This is a genomic window from Micromonospora sp. RP3T, from assembly GCF_003027925.1.
In the GTDB taxonomy this organism is placed as follows: Bacteria; Actinomycetota; Actinomycetes; order Mycobacteriales; family Micromonosporaceae; genus Micromonospora.
In genome coordinates this window covers 12,435-31,645 of sequence record NZ_PYPS01000041.1, presented here as the reverse complement: position 1 = coordinate 31,645, position 19,211 = coordinate 12,435, and the positions used below count along the sequence as shown (strand labels likewise).

The window sequence follows — 19,211 nt, the reverse complement described above, 5'->3', positions numbered from 1 at the left end:
TCGGTGACGTCATCGCACCACCACCGAGAAGGAGAACCGCATGATCCGCACGACGAGGAAGCGCCTGCTGGTCGGTCTCGCCGCCGCCGGCGTGCTCACCGTCGGGATCGCCGCCCCGACGGTGGCGCTCGCCGACGACAACAGCCCGAGCGCCAGCACGAGCACCGATCAGGGCGGCGACCGCCAGCAGCGGCACGCCGACCGGCAGGCCGAGTTCGCCGAGGCGCTCGGCAAGGAGCTGGGTGTCCCGGCCGACAAGGTCACCGCGGCGCTGGAGAAGCTGCGCGAGCAGCGGCAGGCGGACCGGCCGGAGCGGCCGACGCCGCCGTCGGCGCAGGATCGCCAGGCCGCCCTGAAGGAGCGGCTCGACCAGGCCGTCGAGGACGGCAAGCTGACCCGGGAGCAGGCCGACGCGGTGCTCAAGGCCGCCGAGGCCGGCGTGTTCCCCGGCCCCGGCGGCCCCGGCATGGACCACCGCGGCTGGCACGGGTGAAAGGCGGGGCCCCCGCCTAACGCATTTCGCATAGGAGGGGGCCCCGCTTAACACCACCGATGCTCAGCGCAGGTACGGCCCGGCCGCGCCGATCCTGCCGGGCGCCGGATTGCCGGGCAGGTCGAGCACGTACACCCGCAGGTTGCCCTGGCCGTTGACCGAGGCGGTCAGCGTGCCGTCGGTGACCGTGCGCACGTCGCCGGTGACCGCGTCCACGTACCGGCCGTTCGGCACGCCCCGGAACGTGGCCGGGCCGGAGACGGTGACCAGCGCGAAGCTGTCCACCGCGCCTTGCGTGAACCGCCGCTTGTACGCCATCGCGCCGCTCACGCCCTCGGTCGAGTACTGCCCCTTCTGCAACGCCGGCACGGCCCGCCGGATCAGGTTGAGCCGCTGCACGTGCCTGACCAGCGGCTGGGCGAGCGTGGTGGCCACCGCCCCGCTGGCCGACCCGACCACCCCGAAGTCGGCGGCGGTGACGCTGCCGGCCAGGTGGTCGCCGTAGTAGGCGCGGCCGGTGGTGGCCAGCGGGCAGGTCGGCCCGCAGTCGATCCGGGCGCCCTTCTGGAACTCGATCTCCGAGCCGTAGTAGAGCGTCGGGATGCCGCGGAACGTCCACATGAGGCTCATGTTCTCCGCCCAGGCGTCGGTGCCGCCGGTGTAGCGGGTGGCGGACTTGTTCGGCCCGTAGTCGTGGCTGTCGACGTAGACGACGTTGTAGGTGGCGTCGTTGTAGCTGTCGTCGGAGTCCTTCCCGTTGCCGAACGCGTTGCCGGCGTCGGAGAAGTTCATGTGCATCCGCATGTCGATGACGTTCATGCCGGAGAACTTCGAGTGGTCCGGCGCGTGGTACGCGTTGCCGCGCAGGAACGCGTTGTCGGTGGTCGGCTGCCCGGACGGGCCGAGGAGCTGCTCGTAGTCGTACTGCTCGATCGCGGCCCGCACGTCGTCCGGGCTGTACTCCTTGCGCTCCTGCCAGGTGAAGAACTGCGCGGAGTGGTTGACCGAGCCACGGTTCCACTTGTCGTTGACGAACGCGGCGACCTCGCCGAAGACGTAGAAGTCCTTACCCTTCTCGCCGAACTTCGACACCGCGTGCTGCTGGATGGCGGGTAGGAAGCGCCGGTTCCAGGTGACCCGGGGGATGTGCACGGCGGTGTCGATCCGGAAGCCGTCCACGCCCATGTCGATGTACCTGTTGTACGCGTTGATCAGGTATTCCTGCACGGCCGCGTTCTCGGTGTTGAAGTCCGCCAGGTCCTCGTGCAGCCAGCAGCTCCGCGCGTCCTCGCCCTCCCAGTTGCCGATCCAGCACTGGTGGTACTTGTCGGCGGGGAACAGTTTGCTGGTCGGGGTGGGCCACTGACACTGGTAGAGCGAGTAGCCCTCGGCGCTGCGCCCGCCGGTCGGCGTACCCCAGTTCAGGCACTGGTTGCCAGCCGGCGCGGCGGACGACCACACGTCGCCGTTGTACGGCCTGCCCTTGGCCTTGGCGTTCTGCGCCGGGGTGAGCGCCGGGTCGTTGCCGGTCGCCTCGACCATCGGGTCGTACTCGCGGCCGGCCTGCTGCTGGTCGTAATACCACTTCCACTGGTCGTCGCGGGTGCCGTAGACGGTGGGCGTGAACAGCCCCTTGGCGCCCCACCGGGAGCTGTGGTTGTAGACCACGTCCTGGAAGATCTTGATGCCCTTGGCGTGCGCCGCGTTGATCAGGTCCTGATAGGACGCCCCGGCGCTCTCCAACCGCGGGTCGACGCGGTAGAAGTCCCAGCCGTGGTAGCCGTGGAAGTCGTAGTCGGAGCGGTTGAGCACCACCGGCGTGATCCAGATGGCCGAGAAGCCGAGCGCCTTGACGTAGTCGAGCTTGTCGACCAGCCCCTTGAAGTCGCCCCGGAACATCGGGTCGTTGTTCGCCGCGTTGCCGGAGGCCACGTGCTGGCTGCCGCCCCGGTTGTTGGCCGGGTCGCCGTCGGCGAACCGGGCGGTCATCACGAAGTAGATGCTGTCCTCGCGCGGGTCGCCGCCGAGCGGGGCGCCGCCGGCCGGCGCGCTGCCGGTGGTCGCGGACGCCGGCGCGCTCGCCGCCGACCGGTTGCCGGCCGCGTCGAGCGCCCGCACGATCCAGGTGTACGCCGTGCCGGGCCGCAGGTCGTACGCCACGTACCGGGTGGTGGTGCTGGTGGCCGTGACGGTGCCGGCGCCTCCGGTGCGGGTCAGCTCGTACCCGGTGACGGCCCGGTCGTCGGTGGCCGCCGTCCAGGTCAGAGTGACCGCCAGCCCGTCGGCGACGGCGGTCAGGCCGCCTGGCGTGGACGGCGGCGTGGTGTCCGGGACGGCCGGTGCGCACGGGTCGGCGGCGGAGGCGGTGACCCGACCGTTGTCGACGACGCTGCGCCCGGTGCCGATGCTGTAGTCCGCGCCGCCGTTGTTGTCCCAGGTGCCGGCCGTGTTGTTGAACGCGGCGGTCAGCCCGGTGGCGGTGCCGAGGTCCACGATCCGGCGGGCCCAGCCGACGCAGCGCGTCTCCATGGCGACGCCCGGCGCGGTGGTCCAGGTGCCGCCGGTGGGCCGGTAGTGCAGGTTCGCGGCGGCCCAGCCGCGCGGCGTGAGGTGGTACCAGACCTCGGCGGTGTTCCCGCCGCCGTTGCTGCTGGTCGGCGTCGGCGTCGGGGTGGCGGACGGACTCGGCGACGGGGTGGCCGTGGCGCACGGGTCGCCGGTGCCGATCCGTCCGGCGGCGACGGTCACGATGCCGGCGCCGAGGCGGTAGTTGGCGCCGTTGTTGTTGTCCCAGACGCCGCTGCCGTTGGTGAAGACGACCTGGGCTCCGGTGGCGGCGCCCAGGTCGACGACCTTACGACGCCAGCCGGCGCAGGCGGTGTCCATCGGCACGCCGGGCACCGGCGTCCAGGCCTGCCCGTCCACGCCGTAGTGGATGTTCACCGCGGCACCCCAGGCGGCCGGCGGTTGGTAGTAGACGGTGACGGTGTTGGCCGCCGCGGCGGCGGTGAACGGCAGCAGCGCGGCGAGCACGCCGACGGCGAGCGCGAGCGCTCCCCACCGGCGGCGGTTGGTCCTGCCTCTCATGGCGGCTCTCCTGACACCCCGGCCCCACTCAGCGGACGCAAGGGAATGAAGGCGTTGCAAGAAGTTGCGACGCGTGGTGCCAGGAAGTTACCAGCTTCGATCAAATGAAACCAGATGTTCATCAGCGCCGGTGCGTGCAACCTCTTGCACCGAGCGCCCGCCTCTTTCGGCCATCGTTGGGTGCAGTTGTGGTCGCCTCGACAACCACAACCGCACCCAGACCGCGCTCAGCCTCCGGTCGGCGGCGTGAAGACGCCGAGCAGGTTGCCGGACGGGTCGCGCAGCCGCGCGTGCACCAGGCCGCTCGGCGCGGTCACCGGCTTCGCCAGCACCGTGCCACCGGCCGCCTCCGCCCGCCGGCACGCCTCCGCCACGTCCGTCACCTGGGCGTAGAAGATCGCGTAGTTGTCGGCGGCGGCGTCGGTGCCCCGGATCGCGCCGCCGATTCCCGAATCGCCGCCGGCCGCCGTCTGCCGGTACGAGTTACCCGGGCCGCCCTGCTCCTCGAAGCTCCAGCCGAACAGGTCGGCGTAGAACCGCTGCGCCTCGTCCGGCCGGTCGGAGCCGATCTCGAACCAGGTCACCGGCGTGCTGGACATGCTGCCTCCTCACCGCGTCGGCCGGCCGGCCGACGTCGTCAGGAACCAGCGTCAGGGGTGCCCCCGACAGCGTCCTGTCGGTGTTTCATGGGCATCGCGGCCAACTGCCCGAACAGCATTTCCAGGCGACGAGCCCGGTCCAACACGTCAAATCGACCCCTCGCGTTCAAGCTGTCCGGCAGGTCCGGCACGACCGGCACGACGCCTCGCGCGCGAATCCGCGCCACCGCCTCGACCGTCGCCTGCTGAAGCGGCTGCGGCGAGGCGACCTGCGCGGCGATCACGTCACTGATCACCGAAGCGAGTCTGCGGTCCACCGCCGCGTCGCCCCCCAGCACCCGCTCGACACACTGCAACATCGCGGTGGCGACCCACGGATCGAGGGCAAGTGAGATCCGGCAGTTCATCAGCACGTCCGCTACCACGTCCGGGGACGCCTCGTGGTCCTGGGCCAACCGATCCAGCAGTAGACGCAGGTAGGCCGTCCGGTCCCAGTCGTCCACCAGGCCGACCACTTCACCCGCGAGCCGCACACAACGCAGGTAGACCTCCCGGCGCTGCGCCTGGCTCGCCGCCCGCAGTGGCAGCAGCCAGGCGGTCAACAGCGCCCGGGCGGCCGAGAGCGCTTCGTCATTCCCCCACGTCTCGTACGTCGTGAGCGCGGTGTGCAGCTGGTCGATGATCGGCTCGACCGCGTCCACCAGCAGCCCTTCATTCCGGTCGCAGCTCAGATACGCCGCGCGCCGCAGTCGCACCAGTGTCTCGACCGGCAGCCGGAAGCCCGGTCGCAGCCCGCCGGTCGACATCCCGCCCAACCAAAGCAGATCCGGCCCGGGCGGCACGGCGAAGCGGCTGTCCAGCCGGATCCGCACATCGCGACCAGCCCCCTCTCCGAGTCGCTCCAGTGCGAGCAGGTCGGCGAGACCGTCCCACTCGTCCGTCCCGAGCTGCGAGCGCCACAGCCCGACCTGGGCACGCCACTCGTCCACCGCGACAGTCGCCTCCGGGAACATCTGGCACCCGGTCACCTCACCACCCGCTGACAGGATGAGCAACAGCAGGTTGGCGCTGTAGGCGGCCTGCCGGGCCACCGCCCGCAGGCGCCGGGGTCGGTATTCGTCGAAACGACGCCGCCCGGTGTCGTACGCCGCATTCCGGAACAGCCGCAGAAGCACATGGGTCCACGCGTCCCGTTGCACCTCCCCCATCCCGGACAGTCGATCGTTGAGGAAGGCGAGCACCGTGACCCGGGTGCTCAGCACCGCGTACGACAGCAATGCGTGCAGGAGGTCGTCGGTCGCCGGCTCACCGCCCCAGGGCAGGCTGGCGGCGGCCTCCCGGGCCACCAGATCGTCCATCGCTTGCGCGGTGAGCCGCGCGACCAGGAACTCACCGAACGTCGCGTGCAGGAACTCGTACGTCTCACGACGCCGCTCGCCGTCGGCGGCCCGCGCCCGGTGGATGAAGAAGAACCGGCCCAGCACCACGTCCGCGGCGGGCAGCGGGACGCGGAGGCCGTCCGGTCGACCCGCCGACGCGCCGGCGAAGGGCAGCACCGCCAGATCGGCCCCCAGTTCCTCGGAGGTAACCCACTGGACCCCCCGGTTGAACATCGCGAACGCCACCACAGCGAGGCGGCGGAGTTCCTCCTCTACCGCCCGGTCCAAATCCTGGTCGGGCAGACCCGCCCGGTGCTTGGTGACCTCCCGCCGGGCGAAACGCCGCAACAGCCGCTCGTACAAGTCACCACGGTGCAGCTCCCCGGCCTGGCGCAGGTCGTGCCCCTCGGCGTCGTAGAGGGCGAGCATCAACAGCAGCAAGGGCTGTTCGGCCAACTCCCGGTGGGACAGCACCACGGCCGGGTCGAGCGGCCGCTCACCCGGCGCACCGAACGCGGCGGCGTTGACCCGGTTCCAGGTGTCCACCCAGGCGCCCACCCGTGTTTCATCGAACGGCTCCAACCGCATCGCCACCGTGCCCGGCGGCGGCTGGGCCCGGTCGGCCACGCTGGTGCGGCTGGTGACCAGCACGGCCACCGGCCGCCCCTGGTCCGCCTCGCGACGCTGGAAGGCGGCCACCCGCCGCAGGTAGTCGGTCTGGCTGACGCCGGTGGCCTGAAGCAGCTCGTCGAAGCCGTCCAGCAGCACCACCGGCAGCGCGTCTCCGGCCGAGCGGGCCAACGCCGGCCAGTCCAGGCGCTCGCCGGTGTCGTTGCGGATCGCCTGCTCGATCTGGTCCTGCAGGTCGCCTACCGCGTGCACCTCCCGAAGCACCACCCGGACCACCAGGAAATCCGCCGCCGGCAGTTGCGCGGCGACCACCCGCGTCAATACCGACTTGCCGGAGCCGGGTTGCCCGAGCACCAGCAGGGGCGCTCGCGTCCCGCTGGGCCCGGTGAGATGGACGACGAGGGCCTGCCACAGGTCGTCCCGCACCGGCTGCTCCGCCCACCACGTCTCATCGCCGGGCCGCCCGTTCTGGCTCAACCGTGCGATCCGGCACAGCGGCGGCACGTACGCCTCGCCCAGGGTCGGCACGATCAGCCCCGCCGGCACGTCACCGGAGGAGATCACCGGTTGGCGCAGCTCGGCGGCGTAGGCGGCGGCGAGCGCGGCCCGGCGTTCGTCGGGGGCACGGCCGGTGGAGATCTCGCCGAGGATCTGCCGCAGGTCCGCCAAGCCGAGCGACAGCCGCCGTACCTCCCCCCGCGTCGCCTCGTGCTCGTGCAGGCCGAGCCAGAGGGAAACCTCGGGAAAATCGACCGCGAGCCGGGTGAGCAGCTCTCGGTGCCGGTCGACGGCAACCGCCGGCAGCTCGCGCAGTGCCCGCACGGTGACGGAAGTATCAGCTACCCCGGCGGTGGCGACGAGCCCGCGCAGGAAAAGCCCGAGTCGCTCGGTCATCGACCCGTAGTAGTTGACGAGTTCCGCGCACAGAACGGGGTACGGCACGTGCGGACCGGGCAGCGGCGCGGCGAAGGCGAAAAGCGTGTCGACCACGAAGTCGCTGTACGCCGTGACTCCGGCCATAGTCACCTGCTCGGCTTTGCTGAGCCGGAGTTCCTCGACGTCGAACGGCAGTTCGATGTCAAGGAGCGCCTCGAAGAAGGCGGTCACCGCGATCACCGCGTGCGCCGCCTCCAGCCGCTGCGTCCGCCCGTACCGGGACAGCCCGGAGCGCTTCTCGGACACGCCGCGCATCAGCTCGTGGCCGAGCCGGACGAACTCGGCCTTGGCGTCGAAGATGCCCAGCAGCGCCGGCACCGGCACCGACGCGGCCAGCAGCACGCCTCCGGTCAGCTTGTCGAACCAGTCGACGACCTTGCTCTTCTCCCCGCCGAGCAGGCGTACGGCGTCGGCGTAGCTGAGCGTGTCGGGCACCGGCGTTCCTCCCCGGGGACGGCAGACCCGCCAGCGTCCCCCATCCGAACCGGAGACGCTGTCGGGTTTCAGACCAGGCTGAGCGGGCGCAGCCGGTCGACCGGGAGGTCGAGGTCGTCGAGGCGCAGCTCCCGGGTCACCGGCTCGGCCAGCGGGCGCACCGAGCGGATCCGGTCGGTGCGGAAGCAACGCAGCCCGTCGCGCAGCCGGCACCAGGCCACCAGGTACCAGTGCGTCGCGTTGCCCAGGTAGCCCAGCGGCTCCACGTCGCGCGCCGTATCCGTGCCGTCGCGGTCGGCGTACCGCAGGCGCAGCACCCGCCCGGCGGCGACCGCGTCGGCGACGGCGGCCGGGACCGGAGTGCCCGGCCCGTCGCCGACCAGGTGCACCCGGCCGGCGAGCCGGTGCGCCTCGGCCACCGCGGCGGGCGGCATCACCGCGACCAGTTTGCGCAGCGCCGCGCCGGCCGCCGGGGCGAACGGGGAGCCGCCCAGCCGGTGCAGCGCCACGGCCATCGCCACCGCCTCGGCCGGGGTCAGGTTGACCGGCGGCAGCGTGCGGGCGCGGTCGACCACGTAGCCACCGGTGCGGCCCGGCTCGGCCCAGATCGGCACCCCGGCACCCTGGAGCGCGGCGATGTCGCGCTCGACGGTGCGGGTGCTGACCTCGAAGCGGCGGGCCAGCCAGCGCGCGCTGCGCGGGCGCGGCGACACCGCGCGCAGCTCCTCGGCCAGGGCGTAGAGACGGTCGGTGCGGTTCACGTCCCGGACGCTATGCCCCGGGTCCGACAGTCGGTCAGGCGATACAGGCGCAGACGATCAGCGCGGCGCCGAAGTGGGTGGCGGCGCTGACCCGGGCCGCCGGGTGCGGCTCGTCGGCGGCGATGACGTCGCCGAGGCGGCCCGGCGTGAGCAGGTCCAGCACCAGGAAGGCCAGCGCCATCACCAGCAGGCCGACCAGCCCGAAGATGACAGTGGAGGCCAGCCCCTTGGCGAACGAGCTGTAGCTGGTCAGCACCGCCGTGAAGACGATGCCGGCGATGCCGAGCTGGTTGGCGGCGAGCAGCAGCGCGGCGTTGCCGTTGCGGCGCGTCCAGATCAGCTCGCGCAGCTTGCCCGGGGTGAGCAGGTCGACGAGCAGGAATCCGGCGGCCATCAACGCCACCCCCACCACCCCGAACACGATGCTCTGCCACGCCCCGTTGAGCAGGTCTTCCAGCACCGAACGCCTCCCCGGCTCCACCCGCCCGGGCGCGGGTGCGCGGGCGGTGCCGCAGACGATAGCGGCACCGCGCAAACTCGATCTAGAGGGAGAGGTAGCGCTGCCGCTCGTAGGGGGTGACCTCGCGGCGGTACTGCTCCCACTCGGCCCGCTTGTTGCGCAGGAAGAAGTCGAAGACGTGCTCGCCGAGCACCTCGGCGACCAGCTCGGAGCCGGCCATCACGTCGATCGCCTCGGACAGGTTCTCCGGCAGCGCCTCGTAGCCCATGGCGCGGCGTTCGGCGCTGCTCAGCGACCAGACGTCGTCCTCGGCGCCCGGGGGCAGCTCGTAGCCCTCCTCGATGCCCTTCAGGCCGGCGCCGAGCATGACCGCGAAGGCCAGGTAGGGGTTGGTCGCGGAGTCCAGCGAGCGGACCTCGACCCGGGCCGAGTTCGGCTTGCCGTACGCCGGCACGCGGACCAGCGCGGACCGGTTCAGGTGGCCCCAGCAGACGTACGCCGGGCTCTCGGTGATCCGGTCCGGCAGCGCCTGCGGGAACAGCCGCTTGTACGAGTTGACCCACTGGTTGGTGACCGCGGTGTACTCCCGGGCGTGGGTGAGCAGCCCGGCGATGAACGACTTGGCGACCTTGGACAGCTTCATCGGGTCGCCGGCGTCGTGGAACGCGTTGCGCTCGCCCTCGAACAGCGACAGGTGGGTGTGCATGCCGTTGCCCGGCTGGTCGGTGAACGGCTTCGGCATGAAGCTGGCCTGCACGCCGGTGGAGAGCGCCACCTCCTTCACCACGTGCCGGAACGTCATGATGTTGTCGGCGGTGGTGAGCGCGTCGGCGTACCGCAGGTCGATCTCCTGCTGGCCGGGGGCGACCTCGTGGTGGCTGAACTCCACCGAGATGCCGATCCGTTCCAGCGCCAGCACCGCCTGGCGGCGGAAGTCGCGCGCCACGGCGTGCGTGGTGTGCTCGAAGTAGCCGCCGGTGTCCACCGGGATCGGCACCGAGCCGTCCTGCGGGCCGTTCTCCAGCAGGAAGAACTCGATCTCGGGGTGGGTGTAGAAGGTGAAGCCCTTGTCGGCCGCCCGGGAGAGCATCCGGCGCAGCACGTGCCGCGGGTCGGCCCAGGAGGGGCTGCCGTCGGGCAGCAGGATGTCGCAGAACATCCGGGCGCTCTCGCCGCTGACCCCGCCCTCGAACGGGAACACCTGGAACGTGGTCGGGTCGGGCATGGCGACCATGTCCGACTCGAAGACCCGGGCGAACCCCTCGATGGCGGAGCCGTCGAAGCCGATGCCCTCCTCGAAGGCCGCCTCCAGCTCCGCCGGGGCCACCGAGACGCTCTTGAGCGTGCCGAGCACGTCGGTGAACCACAGCCGGACGAAACGGATGTCCCGCTCCTCCAGCGTACGGAGGACGAACTCCTGCTGACGGTCCACATCCACCCCTCGTGACACGTACGTTCTCCACCGATCGGGTCGGACCGGCTGACCGCTCAGTCTCCACCGACCCCGTTACGCCGACGTTACGCCCTTCCCCGGCCCGCCGCCCTACCGTGTCCCGGCCCGGGAGACGGTTGCGGGGGTCCGGCGCATCCGGCCGGATCCGGGCCGGACGACTGGGGCAAGATGGGGACATGCCCACCCTGCGTCTCGCCCTGTGCCAGGTCAACCCGACGGTCGGCGACCTCACCGGCAACGCCGACCGGGTCCGCGCGTGGACCCGCAAGGCCGCTGACTCCGGCGCCCAGCTCGCGCTCTTCCCCGAGCTGATGCTGACCGGCTACCCGGTCGAGGACCTGGTCTTCCGCCGGTCCTTCGTCGCCGCGTCCCGGGCCGCGCTGCACCGGCTCGCCGCCGACCTGGCCGACGACGGCCTCGGCGAGCTGCCGGTGCTGGTCGGCTACCTGGACGCGGACGGGCCGCCGCAGGTCAGCGCCGACGCCGAGCCGGGCCGGGGGGCCCGCAACGCGGCGGCGCTGCTGCACCGCGGCGAGGTGGTGGCCACCTACTTCAAGCACCACCTGCCCAACTACGGGGTGTTCGACGAGGACCGCTACTTCGTGCCCGGCGACACGCTGACCGTGGTGCGGGTGGGCGGTGTCGACGTGGCGCTGACCATCTGCGAGGACCTGTGGCAGGCCGGCGGGCCGTTCGCGGTGGCCCGGCAGGCCGGCGTCGGGCTGGTGCTCAGCATCAACGGCTCGCCGTACGAGCTGAACAAGGACGACGCGCGGCTGCCGCTGGTGCGTCGGCGCGCCGCCGAGGCGGGCGCGGCCATCGCGTACGTGAACATGGTCGGCGGCCAGGACGAGCTGGTCTACGACGGCGACTCGTTGATCGTGGCCGCCGACGGCACGCTGCTGGCCCGGGCGCCGCAGTTCGTCGAGCACCTGCTGGTGCACGACGTGGAGCTGCCGGCGCCGCCGGCGGCGAGCGGCGGCGCCACCGACCTGGCCGACGGGATGCGGCTGGTCCGGCACGAGGTGCCGGCGGTCCCGGCCGCGCCGACCGGGCCGGCGGCGACCGGCGGGATCATCGAGCCGGTCGCCGACGAGGCGGAGGTGTGGCAGGCGCTGGTGCTGGGCCTGCGCGACTACGCCGACAAGAACCGGTTCCCCTCGGTGGTGCTCGGGCTCTCCGGCGGCATCGACTCGGCGGTGGCCGCGGCGCTGGCGGTGGACGCGCTCGGCCCGCGCCGGGTGGTCGGTGTCTCGATGCCCAGCCAGCACTCCTCGGAGCACTCCCGCACCGATGCCGAGGAGCTGGCCAAGCGCACCGGCCTGGACTACCGCATCGAGCCGATCCAGCCGATGGTCGACACGTTCCTGGCCAACATGTCGTTGTCCGGCGTGGCGGTGGAGAACCTCCAGGCCCGGGTCCGCGGCGTGATCCTGATGGCGCTGTCGAACCAGGAGGGCCACCTGGTGCTGACCACCGGCAACAAGAGCGAGCTGGCGGTGGGCTACTCGACGCTCTACGGCGACTCGGTCGGCGGCTACAACCCGGTCAAGGACGTGTGGAAGACGCTGGTCTGGCGGCTGGCGAAGTGGCGCAACGCGGACGCGGAACGGCGCGGCGAGACGCCGCCGATCCCGGAGAACTCGATCGGCAAGCCGCCGTCGGCCGAGTTGAGCCCCGGCCAGCTCGACAGCGACACGCTGCCCGACTACGACGTGCTCGACCCGATCCTGATCGGGTACGTCGACGGCGACCTGGGCCGGGACGGCCTGGTCGAGTCCGGTCACGACCCGGCGGTGGTCGACAAGGTGCTGCGGATGGTGGATACCGCCGAGTACAAGCGGCGGCAGTCCGCGCCCGGCACCAAGATTTCCATGAAGGCGTTCGGGCGGGACCGGCGGCTGCCGATCACCAACCGCTGGCGCGAGGACGGCTGAGCGCGCCCGCGTCGGGAGTGAATTCCTCCACTCCGGCCTGCCCCCGACCGGCCGCCCGGTGCGACGATCGCGGGGAACCCGGGGACCGCGTGCGCGGCCTCGAGGAAGGAGATTGTCATGGTGGAGTCCACCCCGACCGAGGTGACCGCCCTCTACGGCGGGCCGGCCACCCGGCGGATCCGCACCCGCGACCTGATCGCCGCCAAGGAGCGCGGCGAGCGGTGGGCCATGCTCACCTCGTACGACCAGTACACCGCCTCGATCTTCGACCGGGCGGGGATTCCGGTGCTGCTGGTCGGCGACTCGGCCGCGAACAACGTGTTCGGCTACGAGACCACGCTGCCGGTGACCGCCGAGGAGCTGCTACCGCTGGTCCGTGCCGTGGTACGCGCCACGACGCACTCGCTGGTCGTCGGCGACCTGCCGTTCGGCTCGTACGAGGAGGGGCCGGCGCAGGCGCTGCGGACCGCGGTGCGGTTCATGAAGGAGGGCGGCTGCCACGCGGTGAAGCTGGAGGGCGGCCGGCGCTGCGCGGCGCAGATCGAGGCGATCGTCGGCGCCGGCATCCCGGTGATGGCGCACATCGGGTTCACCCCGCAGAGCGAGCACACGCTGGGCGGGTACCGGGTGCAGGGCCGGGGCGACACGGCCGAGGAGGTGTTCGCGGACGCGCGGGCGGTGGCCGAGGCGGGCGCGTTCGCGGTGGTGCTGGAGATGGTGCCCGGCGAGGTGGCCAAGCGGGTCACCGGTGAGCTGTCCATCCCCACGGTCGGCATCGGGGCCGGCCCGGACACCGACGGTCAGGTGCTGGTCTGGCAGGACATGGCCGGGTTGCGCACCGGCCGCGCGCCGCGGTTCGTCAAGCGCTACGCCGACCTGGCCGGCGCGTTGACCGACGCCACCCGCCGGTTCGCCGACGAGGTTCGCGGCGGCGAGTTCCCCGCCCCCGAGCACACCTTCTGAGAGAGGTAAGGCGGGGGCCCCGCTTAACGCATTCGGTAGAGGCGGGGGCCCCGCTTAACACCCGACTGTTAAGCGGGGCCCCCGCCTAACCGCGAGGCGACGCCGGTCAGAGATCCGTAACCCGGATGCCGGCGTGTGCCTTGTAGCGCTTGTTGATCGCGATCAGGTTCGCGGTGAACGCCTCGATCTGGTGGGCGTTGCGCAGGCGGCCGGCGTAGATGCCGCGCATGCCGGGGATCCGGGTGGCCAGCGCGGCGACCACGCCGATCAGGTCCCGGTCCTCGGTGCAGATCAGCACGTCGAGGTCGATCCGGTCGACCTCCGGGTCGGCCAGCAGCGGCGCGCTGACGTGGTTGAACGCGGCGCAGACCCGGGAGTCGGGCAGCAGCGCGGCGGCCTGCTGCACGGCGCTGCCCTCGGCCACGGTGAGCGCGTACGGGCCCTGCTTGTCGAAGCCGAGCGGGTTGACGCAGTCCACCACGATCTTGCCGGCCAGCGGCTCGGCGAGCGCGGTGAGGGTGGCGGCGTGCCCGTCCCACGGCACCGCGACGATCACCACGTCGCTGCGCCGGGCGACCTCGTCGTTGCCGGCGCCGGTGACCGTGGCGTCGGCCGGCACGCCGGGCAGCGCGGCGATCTCGGCCGCGGCCTCGGCGGCCCGCTCGGCCGTGCGGGAGCCGATCAGCACGGTCTGGCCGGCCCGCGCGAACCGGTAGGCGAGCCCTCGGCCCTGGTCACCGGTGCCCCCGATGATGCCGACGGTGAGCCCGGAGATGTCGGGCAGCGTGGTCGCGTCGTAAGCCATGCGGCCATCCTCGCAAAGAGCGGCGGCGCACCGCGCGCCGAGACGCTGTGACAATGCCCGCGCGCGTGAGGACGACAACGGCCGGGCGGACGCGCGGGCGGAGACCGGAGCCGTACCCCGACCCCGGTCAGGCGCGTTCGAAGGCGACCTTCCGCTCGGCTGGGTCGGCGACGGTCAGCCGGACCCGGACGCGCTCGCCCAGCGGCAGTTCCCCGATGCAGCGGGCCCGTACCGGCGGCTCGTCCAGCGCGACCGTGCCGCCCGGCGGGCGGCCGGGCCGGCCGTTGCCCGCCGGTCGCGGCTCGTCCACGTCCAGCACCGCCGCCTCGAACGTCTCCCCCACCCGGGGCGCCAGCAGCACCGCCTCGGCCAGCTCGATCGCGCCGCGGGTGGCCGCGCCGGCCGTCCGGTCGGTCGCCGCCATCACCTCCGGCAGCTTCGGCAGCGCCGCGCGGACGTGCGCGGGCACCTCCCGGCCGTCGTGCAGGGCCAGGCAGACCTCGGTGGCGTACCGGTCGGCGAGCCGGCGCAGCGGCGCCGTGACGTGCGCGTACGCGGCGGCCACCCCGCCGTGCTCCGGCTGCTCGGGCACCGCGCCGTCGAAGGCGGTGTACGCGGCCCCGCGCATCAGCTCGGCGGCCTGGTCGACGAACGCGGCGGCCCGGGGCTGCGACGCGTCCAGCCCGGCGAGCACCCGACCGACCGACGTGCCGTCCGGCCAGGGCACGCCGAGCGGGCCGGCGGCCAGCCGCAGCCGGTCGACCGCCTCCGACCGGGGGCGGGGCATGGTCCGTAGCAGCCCGATCCGGCCGGCGAGCATGATGTCGGCGGCGGCCATGCCGGTCAGCAGCGAGATCTGGGCGTTGTGCTCCTCCATCGGGCCGGGGCCGCGCAGCACCAGCCGCCATCCGTCGCCGTCGGGCTCGACGTCCTGCTCGGGCAGCGGCAGGTTGATCGCGCCGCGGCGCAGCCCGCGCTCGGTGAGCAGCGCGCCGATCTCGGGCAGCAGCGCGATCGGCTCGGGCAGCCGGCCGGCGTCGGCGTCGCGCTGCACGCCGCCGTAGTCGAGTTTGGCGCGGCTGCGGACCCGGGCCCGTTCGAGCGTTACCGCGACGGTGCCGCCGTCGGCGTCGAGGTCGATGGTCCAGAGCACGGCGGCCCGGTCGACGTCGGGCAGCAGGCTGGCCGCGCCCTCGCTGAGCGTGTGCGGGTGCAACGGCACGTTGCCGTCCGGCAGGTAGACGGTCTGGCCGCGACGCCAGGTCTCCGCCTCCAGTTCACCGCCGGGGCGGACGTGGGTGAGGACGTCGGCTATCGCGTACCGGACGCGGTAGCCGCCGCCGGCGCGGCGGGCGAGGTGCATGGCCTGGTCGAGGTCGCGCGAGGTCGCCGGGTCGACGGTGACGAACGGGACGTCGGTCCGGTCGGCGACGGCCGGCAGCGGCGCGGTGGCCGCGTCGTCGGCCTCGCGCTGCGCCGCGGGCGGGAAGCTCTCGGGCAGTCCCAGCTCGCGGCGCAGCGCGCCGAAGTCGATGCGGGGCGCCAGTACGCGTCGGATGACCACGCGGTCAATCCTGACAGCGCCCCGCCCGTTCCGCTCACCGAGCCGGCGGGTCGGCGGACGGCCCCTCCCCGCCGGCGGCGGCAGCCGTCAGGCGGAGGCCCGGCGGGCCGGCGCCTTCCGGGCCGTGGTCGTGCGCGCGGTGGTGGTCTTGCGCGCCGGCGCCTTCTTGGCAGCCGTGGTCTTCTTCGCGGCGGTGGTGGTCTTGCGCGCGGTGGTGGTCTTGCGCGCGGGCGCCTTCTTGGCCGCCGTCTTCCGGGCCGTCGGCCGGGTGGAGGCGGTGGTCTTCTTCGCCGCCGTCTTCTTCGCGGCCGTGGTCCTGCTGGCGGTGGTCTTCTTGGCCGCCGTGGTGACCTTGCGGGCCCCGGTCGTCTTCTTCGCGGCCGTGGTCTTCTTCGCCGCCGTGGTCTTCTTCGCCGCCGTGGTCTTCTTCGCCGCCGCGGTGGTGGTCTTCCTGGCCGGCGCCTTCGTCGCGGCGGTGGTCCGCTTCGCGGCGGTGGTCCGCTTCGCCGCCGCCGTCGTGGTCTTCTTCGCGGGGGCCTTCTTCGCCGCCGTCTTCTTCGCGGTGGCCTTCCTGGCGGGCGCGCTCTTGGCGGTGGTCCTGGTGGCCGGCGCCTTGCGCGCCGCCGACACGACCTTCTTGGCCGCCGCCTTCTTCGCGACCGCCTTCCTGGCCGGGGTCCGTCCGGCGCCGGCGCCCGAGGCGTTCGGCGACGCCTTGGTGACCGTCGTCGTCCTGCCCGCGGTGGTCCTCTTCGCGGTCGTCCGTTTCGCGGCCGGGCGGGTGGTGGCCTGCTGTGCTACGGCCATCTCGGTTCCCTTTCCTGGGGACGTGCTCTCGCCCTCGCGGAGCACGGATCACCTCGACGCGGTCCGTCCCGCGCCGTCTAGCGGCCCTCCCCGGCCCAACGGGCATCCTCGGCGTCCCACGCGTCGTTCCGCTCCCGCACCTGTTGCAGGGCGTTCTCCGCGTCGGCGGCTGAGGCGTACGGTCCGAGAACGTGCTTCGCGGGGCACACGTCGGCATCGGTCTCGACCCGGTGGTGTCGCGTGCACCAGTAGTAGTGCCCACCACTTCCGTCGTCGCTCATGCGATCACTGTGCACCGGGAACCGCCCGGCCGCCACCGGAACGCCACAAATAGTCGTCGCCTTCTCCACATTAGACCCGGTCGGGGCCGGTCCGAGGGGGAACGGCGGAAGACCCCCGCCGGATCCCGCCGGGCGTCAGACGGGTGCCGCGACGGGCTGCGGACCGGGTGCCGGAGCCCGGGGCGGCCGGGCCGCGGCGACCGCGTACGCCACCGCGTATGGCGTGCAGGCCAGGTAGAACATGGGCTCGACCACCACCCGGTCGGTGATGAGGAACCGTTCCCACGCCGTCGGGCGGGGCAGCCCGAACGACGAGTCGGTCCAGCAGGTGAACAGCCAGAGCGGCGCGGACACCCGGTCCACCGCGTCCGGCGGCAGGTCGGCGACGGCGGGTGCGGTCGCCGGGATCGCGGCGACCACCGTGAGGGCGACCGCCGCGTCGGCCGCGACCAGCGCGCCCAGGACCCCGACCAGCCAGGCCGTCCGGGTCCGTCCCCGCCGGGCCAGCGCCCCGGCGGCCCAGACCGCCGGCACCAGCAGCGCCAACCAGAGCAGCACGCCGGGCACCGTCGCGGCCACACCGCGCTCGCCCCGGCCGGCGGACAGGCCGAGCACCACCGCCGCCGTCGCGGCGATCGGCAGCACCACGCCGAGCGCCGTGGGCAGCGCCGGCACGCGTACGGTCCGCCGCGCGCACCGGACGACGGCGACCGCGAGCAGCACGCCCAGCAGCGCGGTGCCGCCGGCCCAGACCGGGAGCTGTACCGCGGTGGCCCGGCTCAGTCGGAACGCCAGCCACTCGTCGGTCAGGTTCATCGTGGTCGCGGCGAGCACGAGCGCGGCGAGGCCGGCCGGCGGCGCGAGCAGCAACACCCCGGCGGTACGCCACAGGCGCCCACGCGGCACGACCCGGTCGACGGGCGACGTGACCGCCCGGCTGGCCGCCAGGCTGGCGGCGAAGCGGAGCATCGCCCACCGCCGCCCCGACCGGGCCAGCTCGTGCAGCTCGGCGGCCCACTCCCGGCCCAACTCGGCGCGGGATGCCGCCGGCCAGCGGCGTACCGCCGTGCGCAGCAGGAGCGCGGCCAGCCGACGAGTCACCACGCCGGGGCTCCGGCCGGACCGACGTCGCCCGCGCGTGGCCGTTGCCCGGGTGCCGGCACGCGCAGTTCGGCCAGGGCCAGCCGGGCCGCGCGGATCCCGTCGCCGGTGAGGCGGTAGTAGCGGCGGGCGGGCCGGCCGGCCGCGACCGGGTCGACGTCCTCCCAGTCGGCGGCGAGCCAGCCGGCCGCCCGGAGGCGGTGCAGCACCGGGTAGAGCGTGCCGCTGGGCAGGCCGGTGAGGCGCATCAGGTCGAGGCCGTAGCGCGGCTCGTCGGGTGCGGTGAGCAACGCCGAGAGCACCTTCACCACGGGAATGGTCAGTCGCACCACCGTACTGTATCGCCTCACTACATAGGGTGGTGACGGCCCGCGCTCGACGGTGCTTAGCAGGTGGGTCCACGATCGACCATCGGCCGGCGAGTCCCATATACGGGACCAGCGGCCGGCCGGGGCGGACCGGACAGGTGGATCACCGGCCGCTCGGGTGCAGCCCGGACCTCCTTGTGGAAACCTTCGACGAAGCATATTCACGGGAGGCGCCGGCTGTCAGCCCGCACGACACCCCGAGCGGAGACCGGCCCACCCGGCCAACACCCTGGGGAGAACACCGTGGGCAACCTCGACGTCGCGTTGAAGAACGCGATGAGCATCGACGGCGCGATCGGAGCCGCGCTCGTCGACTACACCAGCGGCATGACACTCGGCGTGGCCGGCGGCACCGGTGAGATCGACCTGACGGTCGCCGCCGCCGGCAACACCGACGTGGTCCGCGCCAAGCTGCGCACCATCGAGATGTTGAAGCTCGACGACGAGATCGAGGACATCCTCATCACGCTCGGCAGCCAGTACCACCTCATCCGGCCGCTGAGCAACCGCACCGGCAAGGGCCTGTTCCTGTACCTCATGGTGAGCAAGAGCCGGGCCAACCTGGCGATGGCCCGGCACCAGCTGCGCGCGATCGAGGAGAGCCTGGAACTGTGAGCCGGGTGGACGATCTCCCCCGCCGTACGCCGGCCGCGGCCGGCACGCTGCCACCGGCGCGGAGGTTGCCGCCGTCGCTGGCGGGCAACCCGACGCTGCCGTACCCGGCCATCGGCCGGGAACTGTCCGCGCTGCGGCTGCAGATCCCCGGCGTGCACGGCTGCGTCCTCGGCGGCGTCGACGGCCTGCTGATCACGCACAACCTGCAGAACGAGGCCAACCCGGACGACCTGGCGGCGCTCGCGGCGACCATGTTCGGGCTGGGCCGGCAGGTCGGCTTCCGGCTGGGCCAGGGCGACTTCCAGCAGTCCACCGTGCGCAACGAGAACGGCTACCTCAGCGTGTACGCGGTCAGCCGGCAGGCGTTGCTCGCCGTGGTCGGCACGGACAGCATCAACGTGGCGCGTCTGCACCTGCACGCCCCGGACACCGCGGCCCGGCTCGCCGACCTGCTCGACGGCGTCACCCCGGCCACGCCCTGACCGACCGACCCGACCGACCCGGTCGCGCCCGCCCCGAGGCCCGGCGCGACCGGGT

General features: G+C 72.9%; 17 protein-coding genes. 5 read left to right on the top strand and 12 right to left on the bottom strand.

Features of this window, described 5'->3' with window-relative positions:
- Window positions 1-40 precede the first annotated feature (40 nt).
- Window positions 41-493: a hypothetical protein gene (locus C8054_RS26820; RefSeq protein WP_107161588.1), complete on the top strand. Its 453-nt coding sequence runs from the start codon at window positions 41-43 to the stop codon at window positions 491-493.
- A gap of 63 nt (window positions 494-556) precedes the next feature.
- On the opposite strand, the gene C8054_RS26815 is transcribed toward C8054_RS26820, so the two are convergent.
- From C8054_RS26815 to glnA, 6 genes are all read right to left on the bottom strand, one after another.
- Complete coding sequence (locus tag C8054_RS26815) at window positions 557-3,580, bottom strand: carbohydrate binding domain-containing protein (RefSeq protein WP_107161586.1); 3,024 nt, start codon at window positions 3,578-3,580, stop codon at window positions 557-559.
- A 227-nt stretch (window positions 3,581-3,807) separates the two neighbouring features.
- Window positions 3,808-4,179, bottom strand: a complete 372-nt coding sequence (locus C8054_RS26810; RefSeq protein ID WP_107161584.1) for a VOC family protein — start codon at window positions 4,177-4,179, stop codon at window positions 3,808-3,810.
- 38 nt (window positions 4,180-4,217) lie between these two features.
- A complete protein-coding gene (locus C8054_RS32145) occupies window positions 4,218-7,559 on the bottom strand; it encodes an NACHT domain-containing NTPase (RefSeq protein ID WP_158273899.1) in 3,342 nt (1,113 codons plus the stop codon).
- 68 nt (window positions 7,560-7,627) lie between these two features.
- Window positions 7,628-8,320: a YafY family protein gene (locus C8054_RS26800; protein ID WP_107161582.1), complete on the bottom strand. Its 693-nt coding sequence runs from the start codon at window positions 8,318-8,320 to the stop codon at window positions 7,628-7,630.
- Window positions 8,321-8,354: 34 nt separating this feature from the next.
- Window positions 8,355-8,780, bottom strand: a complete 426-nt coding sequence (locus tag C8054_RS26795) for a DUF350 domain-containing protein (protein ID WP_107161579.1) — start codon at window positions 8,778-8,780, stop codon at window positions 8,355-8,357.
- A gap of 82 nt (window positions 8,781-8,862) precedes the next feature.
- Window positions 8,863-10,212 carry a type I glutamate--ammonia ligase gene (gene glnA, locus C8054_RS26790; protein ID WP_107161577.1) on the bottom strand — a complete coding sequence of 450 codons (1,350 nt, stop codon included), beginning with the start codon at window positions 10,210-10,212 and terminating at the stop codon, window positions 8,863-8,865.
- 197 nt (window positions 10,213-10,409) lie between these two features.
- On the opposite strand from glnA, the gene C8054_RS26785 reads away from it, so the two are divergent.
- Entirely contained in the window at window positions 10,410-12,170 is a 1,761-nt protein-coding gene (locus C8054_RS26785; RefSeq protein ID WP_107161575.1) for an NAD+ synthase, read from the top strand.
- 117 nt (window positions 12,171-12,287) lie between these two features.
- A complete protein-coding gene (panB, locus tag C8054_RS26780; protein WP_107161573.1) occupies window positions 12,288-13,133 on the top strand; it encodes a 3-methyl-2-oxobutanoate hydroxymethyltransferase in 846 nt (281 codons plus the stop codon).
- A gap of 106 nt (window positions 13,134-13,239) precedes the next feature.
- Here the strand turns inward: panB and npdG are convergent, their stop codons facing one another.
- The 6 genes from npdG to C8054_RS26750 form a co-directional block, all read right to left on the bottom strand.
- Window positions 13,240-13,938, bottom strand: coding sequence for an NADPH-dependent F420 reductase (gene npdG / locus C8054_RS26775; protein ID WP_107161570.1), 699 nt, complete (start codon window positions 13,936-13,938; stop codon window positions 13,240-13,242).
- 127 nt (window positions 13,939-14,065) lie between these two features.
- Complete coding sequence (locus C8054_RS26770) at window positions 14,066-15,502, bottom strand: RNB domain-containing ribonuclease (protein ID WP_107161568.1); 1,437 nt, start codon at window positions 15,500-15,502, stop codon at window positions 14,066-14,068.
- A gap of 87 nt (window positions 15,503-15,589) precedes the next feature.
- Window positions 15,590-16,309 (bottom strand): histone, encoded by a 720-nt coding sequence (locus C8054_RS26765; protein ID WP_233220195.1) that lies wholly within the window; start codon window positions 16,307-16,309, stop codon window positions 15,590-15,592.
- A gap of 77 nt (window positions 16,310-16,386) precedes the next feature.
- The gene (locus C8054_RS26760; RefSeq protein WP_107161651.1) at window positions 16,387-16,590 is read right to left on the bottom strand and encodes a hypothetical protein; all 204 of its coding nucleotides are present in this window, start codon (window positions 16,588-16,590) and stop codon (window positions 16,387-16,389) included.
- A gap of 135 nt (window positions 16,591-16,725) precedes the next feature.
- Window positions 16,726-17,694, bottom strand: a complete 969-nt coding sequence (locus C8054_RS26755) for a hypothetical protein (RefSeq protein ID WP_233220194.1) — start codon at window positions 17,692-17,694, stop codon at window positions 16,726-16,728.
- Window positions 17,688-18,020, bottom strand: coding sequence for a PadR family transcriptional regulator (locus tag C8054_RS26750; protein WP_107161647.1), 333 nt, complete (start codon window positions 18,018-18,020; stop codon window positions 17,688-17,690). The genes C8054_RS26755 and C8054_RS26750 overlap by 7 nt, the downstream gene beginning before the upstream one ends.
- Window positions 18,021-18,302: 282 nt before the next feature.
- Here C8054_RS26750 and C8054_RS26745 point away from each other — a divergent pair, with 282 nt between their 5' ends.
- Window positions 18,303-18,674 (top strand): hypothetical protein, encoded by a 372-nt coding sequence (locus tag C8054_RS26745; protein WP_107161564.1) that lies wholly within the window; start codon window positions 18,303-18,305, stop codon window positions 18,672-18,674.
- Window positions 18,675-18,679: 5 nt separating this feature from the next.
- Window positions 18,680-19,156, top strand: coding sequence for a roadblock/LC7 domain-containing protein (locus C8054_RS26740; RefSeq protein ID WP_233220193.1), 477 nt, complete (start codon window positions 18,680-18,682; stop codon window positions 19,154-19,156).
- Window positions 19,157-19,211 lie beyond the last annotated feature (55 nt).

Excerpts from the sequence above, each read along its gene's own strand:
- C8054_RS26820 (WP_107161588.1), top strand. The coding sequence starts at position 41 with ATGATCCGCACGACGAGGAAGCGCCTGCTGGTCGGTCTCGCCGCCGCC.
- panB (WP_107161573.1), top strand. The coding sequence starts at position 12,288 with ATGGTGGAGTCCACCCCGACCGAGGTGACCGCCCTCTACGGCGGGCCG.
- C8054_RS26810 (WP_107161584.1), bottom strand. The coding sequence starts at position 4,179 with ATGTCCAGCACGCCGGTGACCTGGTTCGAGATCGGCTCCGACCGGCCG.
- C8054_RS26760 (WP_107161651.1), bottom strand. The coding sequence starts at position 16,590 with ATGAGCGACGACGGAAGTGGTGGGCACTACTACTGGTGCACGCGACAC.
- npdG (WP_107161570.1), bottom strand. The coding sequence starts at position 13,938 with ATGGCTTACGACGCGACCACGCTGCCCGACATCTCCGGGCTCACCGTC.
- C8054_RS26815 (WP_107161586.1), bottom strand. The coding sequence starts at position 3,580 with ATGAGAGGCAGGACCAACCGCCGCCGGTGGGGAGCGCTCGCGCTCGCC.
- C8054_RS26785 (WP_107161575.1), top strand. The coding sequence starts at position 10,410 with ATGCCCACCCTGCGTCTCGCCCTGTGCCAGGTCAACCCGACGGTCGGC.
- C8054_RS26765 (WP_233220195.1), bottom strand. The coding sequence starts at position 16,309 with ATGGCCGTAGCACAGCAGGCCACCACCCGCCCGGCCGCGAAACGGACG.